Annotated in this window: 9 protein-coding genes; 5 read left to right on the forward strand and 4 right to left on the reverse strand. The window is 47.6% G+C overall.

Annotated elements, in window-relative coordinates; genetic code table 11:
- Positions 1–70: 70 nt before the first annotated feature.
- On the reverse strand, positions 71–607 hold the full coding sequence (gene infC, locus QUA27_RS16480) for a translation initiation factor IF-3 (protein ID WP_006635262.1): 537 nt from the start codon (positions 605–607) through the stop codon (positions 71–73).
- 416 nt (positions 608–1,023) lie between these two features.
- Between infC and QUA27_RS16485 the strand changes: the two genes are divergently transcribed.
- The 5 genes from QUA27_RS16485 (at position 1,024) to QUA27_RS16505 (ending at position 6,982) form a co-directional block, all read left to right on the forward strand.
- A complete protein-coding gene (locus tag QUA27_RS16485; RefSeq protein WP_333069129.1) occupies positions 1,024–2,046 on the forward strand; it encodes an alpha/beta fold hydrolase in 1,023 nt (340 codons plus the stop codon).
- Positions 2,047–2,522: 476 nt separating this feature from the next.
- A complete protein-coding gene (locus QUA27_RS16490) occupies positions 2,523–2,990 on the forward strand; it encodes a hypothetical protein (RefSeq protein WP_333069130.1) in 468 nt (155 codons plus the stop codon).
- A 465-nt stretch (positions 2,991–3,455) separates the two neighbouring features.
- A complete protein-coding gene (locus QUA27_RS16495; protein WP_333069131.1) occupies positions 3,456–5,249 on the forward strand; it encodes an N-acetylmuramoyl-L-alanine amidase in 1,794 nt (597 codons plus the stop codon).
- A 137-nt stretch (positions 5,250–5,386) separates the two neighbouring features.
- Positions 5,387–6,247: a glutamate racemase gene (murI, locus tag QUA27_RS16500; RefSeq protein ID WP_333069132.1), complete on the forward strand. Its 861-nt coding sequence runs from the start codon at positions 5,387–5,389 to the stop codon at positions 6,245–6,247.
- A 180-nt stretch (positions 6,248–6,427) separates the two neighbouring features.
- On the forward strand, positions 6,428–6,982 hold the full coding sequence (locus QUA27_RS16505) for an NYN domain-containing protein (RefSeq protein WP_242722119.1): 555 nt from the start codon (positions 6,428–6,430) through the stop codon (positions 6,980–6,982).
- A gap of 573 nt (positions 6,983–7,555) precedes the next feature.
- Here QUA27_RS16505 and QUA27_RS16510 read toward each other — a convergent pair.
- The 3 genes from QUA27_RS16510 to QUA27_RS16520 form a co-directional block, all read right to left on the reverse strand.
- Positions 7,556–9,268: an NAD(P)/FAD-dependent oxidoreductase gene (locus QUA27_RS16510; RefSeq protein WP_333069133.1), complete on the reverse strand. Its 1,713-nt coding sequence runs from the start codon at positions 9,266–9,268 to the stop codon at positions 7,556–7,558.
- 105 nt (positions 9,269–9,373) lie between these two features.
- Positions 9,374–9,565, reverse strand: a complete 192-nt coding sequence (locus QUA27_RS16515; RefSeq protein WP_333069134.1) for a hypothetical protein — start codon at positions 9,563–9,565, stop codon at positions 9,374–9,376.
- An 83-nt stretch (positions 9,566–9,648) separates the two neighbouring features.
- Positions 9,649–10,392, reverse strand: coding sequence for a hypothetical protein (locus QUA27_RS16520; RefSeq protein ID WP_333069135.1), 744 nt, complete (start codon positions 10,390–10,392; stop codon positions 9,649–9,651).
- Positions 10,393–10,717: the final 325 nt, after the last annotated feature.

A 10,717-nucleotide genomic window follows, 5' to 3' on the forward strand; every position in this document is an offset into this window, starting at 1 on the left:
CTAAATTCGGAAGTCATCAGCTATCAGTCACCAGTTTATGACTGATGACTGATAGCTGATGACTATCTATTTATACTTTCTTGGGCGACAGCAGCATCATCATACTGCGTCCTTCTTTTTTGGGGGCTTGCTGCACTTCTGCGATTTCCTGCAAATCTGTGGCCATGCGCTTAAGCAAGTCCTCTGCTAGGTTGCTGTGTTGGATTTCCCGACCTCTGAACATGATCGTGGCTTTTACTTTGTCCCCAGATTTGATAAAGCGGTCTGCTAGTTTGAGGCGCACTTGGTAGTCGTGTTCTTCAATTTTGTAGCGCATCTTCACTTCTTTAACATCGGCAGTGTGCTGCTTCCGCTTTGCTTCTCGCGCTTTCTTTTCCTGCTCGAATTTGTACTTCCCATAGTCCATTACCCGGCATACGGGCGGGTCAGCTTTGTCGCTGACAAGTACGAGATCGAGTTCTTTTTCTTCTGCCAGGCGCAGCGCTTCTGCAGGCGTCAATATCCCTAGTTGCGCGCCGTCGGTATCGATTACCCGGATTTTGGGGTATCGAATATTTTCGTTTATCTGGGGTAGGTTGCGATTTTGTCTTCTTTCAATCACAGGCATGAATGGTTTTACAAGCAGTAGTTTAATAGCGAAGCTTCTTGATAGTTACAGGTTTGATCGGTCAATATTTCACGATTGACGATCGAACTGTTTTATAAGGTGTTACCCTTACCGGACGTACTACCGCGCCCTGTGTCCCCTCCGCTAAAGCCTTGGGGAATATTTGGACGATCGTAAATGAATTCTTACAATACTTGCTATTCTACTCAGTCTGGCTGGGTTTCTGCCTAGTTTTATTTTAACTTCACACACGATCGCCCCCCCCTTGCCCGATTGATGACAAAACCGTCACAAATTCAGGGTAAAAGCTTAAGGATGAGGTACAACCGCTGTTTCTAGCCCATCTCGCCCGGTCTGGCAAGTCCCCCAAGTCGCCTGATTTGCCTTGTAGAATAGGTATAAGCAAGTGTAAATTTATGTTGCGAGCTGAGGCAAAATTGACAAATTCTCTGCTGTGGCACCAACGGGTGGGAACTCAACGAGACTGGATGTGGCGGGGTTGGCAAACTCGCTACACTTATTTGCGGCCAGATGGCGTACGAAATCAAGGCGCGCTGGAATTTCAAGATTCTGTGGCCGAACCAATGGTCCCGCGCGCATCGGGAACGCCGATTATTTTACTGCACGGGTTTGGAGCTTCGATCGGGCACTGGCGACAAAATCTCGCCCAACTCGCCGAAAACCAAACCGTTTACGCCTTGGATTTGTTAGGGTTTGGCGCTTCCCAAAAAGCTCCAGTCAACTACTCTGTGTCTTTGTGGGTCGATCAAGTTTATGATTTTTGGCTGACTTTTATCAGAGAGCCGGTAGTCTTGGCAGGAAACTCGATCGGATCGCTGATTTGTCTGGCCGTAGCTGCAGCTCACCCGGACATGGTAGCCGGCATCGTGATGATTAGCCTCCCAGACCCCTCTGTGCGAGCCGAAGCGGTGCCCGGATGGCTGCTTCCGGCGATCGAAGCTGTGGAAAGTTTGTTTGTTTCTCCGATCGTACTCAGGCCTTTGTTTTATTTGGCCCGCAAGCCTTCCTTTGTCCGTCGCTGGGTTGGCTTTGCCTACTCCAACCCCGAAGCTGTTACCGACGAATTAGTTGAAATTCTAGCAGGGCCTGCGGGCGATCGGGGAGCAGCCCGCGCCTTCTGCGCCTTATTTAAAGCTGTAGGCAGTTCAAAATTTTGCCCCAGTGTCAAGATTGTGATGCGAAATTTAACAATCCCCATGCTGTTAATTTGGGGCAAACAAGACCGGATGATTCCCCCTCGGTTTGCCCGACCCCACCAATTTGTCGAATGCAATCCCAATTATGTAGAGCTAGTGGAATTAGATAATGCGGGCCACTGTCCCCAAGATGAATGCCCGGAACAAGTAAATCAAGCAATTTTGAACTGGATGAGCCGGAATTTTGCACCTATGGGCGAGAGCCAATTGCAGCACTGTTGATTAGACATGAGGCCGTGGATTACTAAGGTAAAAAAATAACTTTTAGGTATCGATCCCGCTCAAAAATAAATTTGCTAGAATTCGATCCCCCTAGTGGTATGGTATAGCAGATATTGAAGGCTATAGCGACGCGGAGCTGGTAAAAAGAAGTCCTGCAAGAAGGCGCAATCAACCGCTTAGGTTTCAAAAATTAAGAACGTTCTTACCGTCAGGGCGGTTGCTATATTACAAAACTTCCCTATCTTGAGAGTCAGTCGATTTGAGGTTCAAGATTGACTCCCCAGCCGCTATCTAGAGGCTTGAACTAACCTAAACCACTTGTTTGCTGTGAACGACTCCTGCTGGAAAGTAAGTCTCCGTCTTTCTGTGATGTCATGTATCTACTGTTATTGATGGCGCCTTTTTTTAGAAGCTCAGAGATTGACACAATCACCAAGATAGTGTATCTTCTCTAACTGGTAGTACACATCCAAGTTATGCAGTTAGTCGAAAGGCAAGTCATTAAACCCAATTACAGGTTTTACCCAGAAGCCGATCGATTGTCCTTGCTGTCCAACAAACTTTACAACTGCGATAACTATATCTACGGTCAAAACTTTTTCTCAGGTCAACCAACCAATGCTCTGCCTGTCGATCGTTCACTCAAAAAGAGTCTAAAGGACAAAGCATTTCCCGCCCAAGTAACACACAAAACTCTCCCGTTACTGCTGAAAACATGGACTAGCTATCATAGTGTCAAATTGGCGGGCGCGATCCTGATCGCCCCACTAAGTTTCAAGCAGCACCGAAAATCCCTGATTAAAAAAATCCGAAAAAAAGAGAGCAGGGGCGATATGTATTTGTATTTAACTGTCAATGTGTTAGCAAAAAAGCTTTTCCCAAAGAATATGTCATTTTGTATGGGACTAACTTTTGGCGGTCTGGAAAAGTTACCTAAATCTTGAAAATCCGGATTGTTCGCAAGGTAAGTTGTTAAGTTATTGAGGTAGTTTAGGAAAAGTTAGAACAAAACGCAAGTGTAAAGCGGATTATAACCCTTGCCGTAACGAGCTTCGCCAACATTAAAGAGCTATGAAACCCCTCCCTGGAACAACGGTAAAATTCTACCTTCTAGCTTGTACCTTCTAGCTTCAAGAAACACCTTGTTTCTGGCTCCTAAAAATAAATACCTTCCTTTGTGCCCACAATCTTTCAGTCTGTTTATAACCGATCGCCCCCAATTATACGGGAAAGTTCAAAAATGCCGGGATCTGGTATTTGGGAGCTTGTTAACGCATAAAAAAGTCAATTTAGCCAACAACTGACGGCCCCCGTGCCCCCGGTCTGCTGGCGGCTAACTGCTGAAAGCCGATCGGGCAAGCAGCGCCCTTCCAGCTTTTGGCAGTAACGCAAACGAGGAAAAAACTGTCGTGAAATTCCACTGGCTACTACCGAGTTTCTTAAGTGTATTTTTGCTCGCCGGAGCCGCCGAAGCAGCTAGACTGCAATCTTGGCGGTTTGATGCTTCAGAGAACCGGCTTTACATTACCACAGACGGGGGAGTACAACCCAAGGCTCAACTGATTTTCAACCCGATGCGATTGGTAATCGACTTGCCTGGGACGAGTCTGGGTCGTCCCTCGGTCAGCAAACCGCTCTCAGGGGCGATCGAATCGGTGCGGGTAGGGCAGTTTGACAACGATACGACCAGAATTGTGGTCGAGATCAAAGACGGGTTTACTATAGACCCTCAGCAAGTAAAATTTCGGGGTATTTCTCCGAGCGAGTGGACAGTGGACTTGCCAACGCCGGTGCGGGGAGAAACTCAAAATCAGATTTCTGAGCCTGGGGGAGAAAGGTTATCGCTTGAACCTTCAGCATCCCAAGCCCAGTCGGCCGAGGCGACTGTAGTTCAGAACGTTCAGGCGACGGCGGACGGTTTTTTAGTCCGCACTGCGGGCGGTCGCCCCCAAATTAATTTTCAACAAAGTCGGGCTGGGGACATCGCCACCCTCGATATTGAAGGAGCTAGTGTAGCTCCGGGTCTAAGCAGCCAACAGCCTCAAACCAACGGTCAGCACGGGGTTGACAAGATTGAAGTCCGGCAACTACCAACAGACCCGCCCGTTACCCGCGTGACTTTGCGGATGAAGAATTCTAATACTCAGTGGCGCGCATCTGTGAGCAATTTGGGCGGGGTTGTGCTATTGCCTGGAAGTGTAGTACGACAGCCCTCGGTTTCCCGCCGCGTGACTGTAGATCCTCCGGCTAGACAAGCTCAAGGAAATTTAGCGAGAGTTCAGTCAATTGATTTAGCCAGTAACGGCACGCAACTGGTGGTGAGAACTGACCGCCAAGTCTCCTATACCAGCGGCTGGGACCAGGGGTCGAGAGCTTACTGGATCAGGATCGCCTCTGCTGTCCTAACCGGCGAAATTCCTCAGCTAGATGCCAACAGTCCTGTATCGTTTACTGCCAGCCAAGAAGATGCGGAGACTGTGGTGATTTGGGTGCAGCCGCGATCGGGGGTAGAGGTAGGCAGGGTGACGAGGCCGAGTCCGCAGTTGCTGTCTTTGCAGTTGCGATCGAATGCTAGCGCGCAGCAGCCTTTGACTCGCACTCCCAATTTGCAGCCTTTGCCGAGAAGGACTTTCGGAAACGAAGATTTGCCCCAAGCTTCTAACCGCCGGGCCGTGGTAGCGATCGATCCTGGTCACGGTGGCAACGATCCGGGGGCAGTCGGGATTCAGGGCATTCAGGAGAAGGAGATTGTTTTGGATATCTCTTTTCAGGTGGCGAGGCTGCTGGAACAGCAGGGGGTGCAGGCGGTGATGACTCGGACTGATGACAGCGAAATCGACCTGGAACCCAGAGTTTCTTTGGCGGAACGGGTGAATGCTACTTTGTTTGTCAGCATTCACGCTAATGCGATTAATATGAGTCGGCCGGATATTAGCGGGATTGAGACTTATTATTTCAATAACGGCGAAGATTTGGCCCGGGTGATTCACGGCAGTATTTTGCAGGGCACGGGGGCGACTGACCGCCGAGTGCGGCAGGCGAGATTTTATGTTTTGAGAAAGACTTCTATGCCTTCTGTTTTGGTGGAGGTGGGTTTTGTCACGGGTGCTGAGGATGCTGCTAGGCTTTCTGACCCAGCTTACCGCAGTCAAATGGCTGCTTCGATCGCTCGCGGCATTTTGCTTTATCTTCAACAAAGATAATATATTGCCGGAGGGATTGATAATTGGTAATTCGGCATTGGTAATTGGTAATTGGTAATTTTTCCTGATGACTGATTAGTGATGGCTGATGGCTGGTGCCTGCTGACTATTGACAACCGACTATTGACAATTAACAAATGACAACAGACTCTGGACAACAAAGAATCGGTATTTTTGACAGCGGCGTGGGCGGTTTGACTGTGTTGACCCAGTTGTACCGACAATTGCCCAACGAATCGATACTTTATTTTGGAGATACGGCGAGGCTGCCTTACGGCACTCGCACACCGTCAGAAATTGTGGAGTTTGTCCGCGAAATTATGGCCTGGTTGGTGGAACAGGATGTGAAAATGGTCATTATGGCCTGCAACACCAGTTCTGCTTTGGCGATGGAGATGGTGCAGGCTGAATTTGATATCCCGGTGCTGGGAGTAATTCTGCCGGGGGCGCAGGCTGCCGTGCAGCAAGGCAAGCGGATCGGGGTCATCGCAACTCCTGCTACGGCTGCTAGCAATGCTTATCGAAATGCGATTTTGGAGATGGACGATTCTTGCTTGGTGTGGCAGGTTAGCTGTCCGGCTTTTGTGCCGCTGGTGGAGCAAAACCGGATTCACGACCCTTATACTTGTGAGGTGGCTCGGGAATATTTGGCTCCTTTGATTCAGCAGCGCATCGATACGCTGATTTACGGCTGCACTCATTATCCCCTGTTGGCTCCTGTGGTGCGCTCGCTTTTGCCTGCTGGGGTGACATTGATCGATCCTGCGGTACGGGTGGTGGCTGCTGCTGCTAGAGAATTGGAGCTTTTAGGGCTGCGGAATCCTGGTACTGCGCTACCGACTCGGTTTTGCGTGAGCGGCCCCCCGCAGCAGTTTGCGGAGTTGTCGGTGCAGTGGCTCGGTTGTACTCCTGCTGTTGAGAAAATATCCTTGCCGACAGTTGTACGTAGCGAAGCGGGGCGTAAGCCATCGCCCGTATCGCTGGAATCTGCCGAATAAGCTGGAAAATTTATAGGTTAATCTAACCCCCCAAAACTCAGGTAAAGCTGGCTCTGGGGGGTTTAATTATTGCGATGTAACCTAGCAATTACACATCAATAGGTAATATTATTGAACAAAAGCTTTGATGAACAATGCAAATAATGTCCTATACGTGCTGGATCTCTTCAGCCTTGAACCATGTCACCCTATGTATCACAAGCAGTTTTACTTGTAGACGGCTATAACATAATTGGACTTTGGCCTCGACTCCGAGAGAAGCGCGATCGCGACGAACTCGAAACAGCTCGCCGCGAGTTGATTGAGGTTTTAGTTAACTACAGCGCCGTTCAAGATTTTGAAGCCAGGCTGGTGTTTGACGCGCACTATCGAGATACTCCCGGCGTTAAAGAAATTATTACTAAAAATTTATCGGTGCACTACACTGACTTCGGTCAGACAGCAGATACTTATATTGAAAAATCTTGTGCTAGTTTGCGCTACGAGTTGCGATCGGTCAAAGGCAAAGGCCGCATGATTGTCGCCACCTCAGACCGAGCGCAGCAATTGACCGTAGTCGGCTACGGTGCCGAATGGATGTCCGCCGAACAACTAGCGGCTGACGTAGAATCCACTGCCCGCCGCAGCGAGCGCCAGCACAAATCCCGCAAACACAACTCCAGTCGCTTTCTCGCCAATTCCCTCGATCCAGAATCACAGCAGCGCCTCGCCAAGTTGAGAATGGGGCTGCATTAGCTGCTGAAACCCTCTTGCTGTATGACAAAAAAAAAGTTTGTCAAAGGCCTTGCCAAATCGAGTAAGTTCAGCTATTGTTAGTAATTGTGGGTAACAAAAACCCCCAATCCTCGGTAGCTCAGTGGCAGAGCGGTCGGCTGTAATGAATGCAAGCCTTTGGCATCCACCAAAAGCCCTAATGACATAGCAGCTCTATCCGGTAACGGGTACTGAAAAATCGGGTGAATTCAAGGAAACCGCAGCACTTCGGGTGGCGGCAATCTTGAGCCAAGTCTGGCGAAAGGCAGCGGTTACGATCGCAAGTAGCCGGAAAGGTGCAGAGACTAGAGATGAGGAGCCTAACCAATAAATCTCATAGCGCCCGACATCCGACGACAAATCACAAACATGATTTGTAGGGATGATGAAATAGTCCGCCCCCTTCGGAAACGTTGGGATAAGTGTAACCGATTGGTCGTAGGTTCAAATCCTACCCGGGGAGTTAGTAAAAGTCTGAAGTTGGAATTTTCCAGCTTCAGACTTTTTATTTTTTAAGATTTGAGATGGTTTGGGGTCAAGCTTTCTGGTAGCGCCTTAATTCACATCGCTGTGAGTGTGAATTAACTCACCTTCCATAGGTATGGAAATATTCAACTTAGACAACTCCGGGTTTAATATCGCCTTGACAATACCAGAACTCACCATCACCTCCAAACAACCAAGGGCTTGATGAAGAGCTACTCGAGCGTGTTGCACAGAAAAACGCTCTCCAAACACCAGTATCAACTGCCGATAAATTTGTTCAATGTAATCAGTGCGGCTCAAAATGTCAATCAGCAAACCATAGAAACCTGTAACAGGCAACCGCTGACCGTTCTTAACATAACACTTGATCCTGTTAATTTCACCAGCATTATAAACAGCTACAAACTCAACATCAGCCTCCACTAGGTCTAACTGAAACACATTGTACGCCGAAAGTAGCCAAGGAACCTCCTCCTTTGAAAAGCGCTGCATCACCTGTTTCATACAACCCAAATCAAATCCAGCAATCACCGCTTGACCCAAAATATCATTCGTAAATCCACCTTGAGCTAACCACCGAAAAGCTTTTTCCGGGCTTAAATTCAAACCAGCATCCCGCGCAATTTCCCTTGAATGTTCTTGTAAATCAGTGAATTGACCGTTAGCAGCGTACCAATAATCAGCGAAGCGAATATGCTGTTCAACTCGGCTCCGTTGATTGTGGTCGTATTGAGATTTAAGCCAGTTGCCGTCGTATTTCTGCTGCTCTTGCTCTAATTCCAAAATCGTGTAAGCCAATTCACGGGCACCGGTATGAGCTAAAGTCATGCCCGCCGATAAAATCGGGTCAGCAAAACCAGCAGTTTCACCTACCAAAAACCAGTTTTCTCCTACTGTTTTATCAGCCAAAAATGACCAATCTTTGGTAGTTTCAATCTTTCCGGTACTGGTAGCATTAGCGATTAACTTGTTAATGCGAGGTTCGCTATTGAGGGCTTCGGTATAGATATCCTCTGGTCGCTTTTTCAGTGACTTATAATGTTCCGCAGGGCAAACGAAGCCGATACTGGTGCGAGTTGGGCCCAAGGGAATGAACCAAAGCCACCCGTGACTCAAACTCATTACCTGTATCCGGGTGCCGCCAACGCCAATTTGCTCTGACCATTCAGCGTTTGTCCAATAGTCCCAGATAGCTATATTTTGCAGCCGCGTCGGGCTGTGTGTCTTGACGCCCAAAGCTCGCCGCAGCACGCCAATGTGACCGGATGCGTCGATGTAGTAGCGGGCGGTTATTTGTTCTTGCGATCGCACGTGCAAAGCCGTAATCCGATCGCCCACTACATCTACCTTAACAACCGCAGTTTCTTCTCTGACTAAGCATCCCATTTCTGCCGCGTGGCGCAGCAAAATTTCGTCATATTTTGCTCGATCGACCTGAAAAGCAGTTTGCCGTCTCTGTCCCTCAAATTTAGCAGGCCGCTGTTCATCTTTAAACAACTCCGGCTTAATGAAATTAAAATCCCAAGGCTGTGGATCTGTTCCCCAGCGATAGATTCCACCAATCTTAATCGGGAAGTCGGCTGCTTCTACTTTCTCCCAGCAGCCCATTTCCTGAAGCACATCACTAATTTGAGGCAATTGACTTTCCCCAACGTGATCGCGAGGGAATTTTTCTTTCTCTACGATTAGCACGCTCAGATTGGGATTGTATTTCTTGATCAGAGTGCCAGCAGTGCTCCCAGCGGGACCGCCCCCGACAATAACAACGTCGTAATGGCTCATATCAAATAGGGATAGTAGATGATAATTTTGGGCAGTGAAAAGACAAATGTATAACTCGTCAGCCTCGTCGGAATCAGCGAGGCTGAAATCTGTTTGCCACTGGTTTTATCCGACTGCTAGTTCCTCCTCTTCCGGTATGTGAGAAGTGTGGGAAATATCCAGATTCTCAGTCCAAGTATGAGCAATATCCAGATTCTCAGTCCAAGTATGAGCAATATCCAGATTCTCAGTCCAAGTATGAATAAGAGTCGGTTCTAGCTCAGTGATTGGAGTTGAATTGCTGTTCACTTCTGACATAATGCCTCTCCTTCTAAGTCGTGAATTTCATCTGATTCTAAAATGGTCCAGTCCGAAAAGTCTAAAAGTTTACATCTCGTAATCTAAGCAGCTTTTAAAGGTTGCAAAATATCCCGATGCTTGGCAAAAGGTTGCTCAAAGCTATGGGTTTTTGCATAAACCAGAAGCTCATCCGTCAGTTCTGTAAAAACTTCAAACAAGTTATCAACTATCTTAACAGCCTCTTGACTGGTTTCCTCTGATAGTTGTATGTTTTTAATCAATTCATCCACTTCCGGCGTTCCTGTAGTATGACCTGTTTCCACTGCTAGATGAAAACAGCCAAAATAAAGAAACTCCTTTTGGGTAATTGTTCGTAATTCTTGAGCAATAGGTGCCGCCGTTGAGAAGAACACATTACCCGTTGCTTCTATCACTTCCAGAATGGCTAACTTAGTAGTAGGACTAGCCCCAAAAGCAGAGCGGAAAATTTGATGTGATACCCAACGCGAGGCTTTTGTTTCTTCATTCCACAGAAAATTTAAAGCATCGCTGAACTTCATAGATTTGTTAATACCCAGTGTTTCCAAATCTTGCAAAAACCACAACCAGTGATGATCGTCTTCATAAGTGTGATTGTTGACTATTACCTGAAGTGGATCGTTGGTTGGTTCTTCTCGGAAGACATACTTGTTAAATTCACCAAAACTCATCACGAAAGGAGAAACACAGGGAGCGAAAGCTAGCCGCTGTCTTGGGTCTATACTTGTGTCTCGCATAAACTCAAATAGCCCAGATTTAGCAAATTCCTGCTTCTTCTTTTCAATCAATGCTAGGACTTCTTCCATGGCGATGCACCTGATGATGAAAACATGGTAGCAAGTTGATCATCCTAAATCTATGATCAGAATCATGCTTGTTTATGATGCACGTCATATTAGATTGTACTCTCGATCGGCTAAACCAACGTTTTCCAGCCCTGGGCGTCCCATTTGTTCTGGGTGACAAGGCTCAAAGCATTTAGCTAAACCTTTAATTTATAAGGATTTGCCTCTCCTGTGTGCGATCGGCATCATAGAATTTTGTTACAATATTGTAATCAACTGGGTGAGGTGTCAGACCGTAGATGATTAAGTCTAAGCTCAAACCAGATGTTCTGCCGTCCGCTCCTCG

It is taken from the genome of Microcoleus harperi Pol14_C6, assembly GCF_036701295.1.
In the GTDB taxonomy this organism is placed as follows: domain Bacteria; phylum Cyanobacteriota; class Cyanobacteriia; order Cyanobacteriales; family Microcoleaceae; genus Microcoleus.

Bases quoted from the DNA above. Each gene is read 5' to 3' on its own strand.
- infC (WP_006635262.1), bottom strand. From the start codon at position 607: ATGCCTGTGATTGAAAGAAGACAAAATCGCAACCTACCCCAGATAAAC.
- QUA27_RS16485 (WP_333069129.1), top strand. From the start codon at position 1,024: ATGTTGCGAGCTGAGGCAAAATTGACAAATTCTCTGCTGTGGCACCAA.
- QUA27_RS16490 (WP_333069130.1), top strand. From the start codon at position 2,523: ATGCAGTTAGTCGAAAGGCAAGTCATTAAACCCAATTACAGGTTTTAC.
- murI (WP_333069132.1), top strand. From the start codon at position 5,387: ATGACAACAGACTCTGGACAACAAAGAATCGGTATTTTTGACAGCGGC.
- QUA27_RS16505 (WP_242722119.1), top strand. From the start codon at position 6,428: ATGTCACCCTATGTATCACAAGCAGTTTTACTTGTAGACGGCTATAAC.
- QUA27_RS16510 (WP_333069133.1), bottom strand. From the start codon at position 9,268: ATGAGCCATTACGACGTTGTTATTGTCGGGGGCGGTCCCGCTGGGAGC.
- QUA27_RS16515 (WP_333069134.1), bottom strand. From the start codon at position 9,565: ATGTCAGAAGTGAACAGCAATTCAACTCCAATCACTGAGCTAGAACCG.
- QUA27_RS16520 (WP_333069135.1), bottom strand. From the start codon at position 10,392: ATGGAAGAAGTCCTAGCATTGATTGAAAAGAAGAAGCAGGAATTTGCT.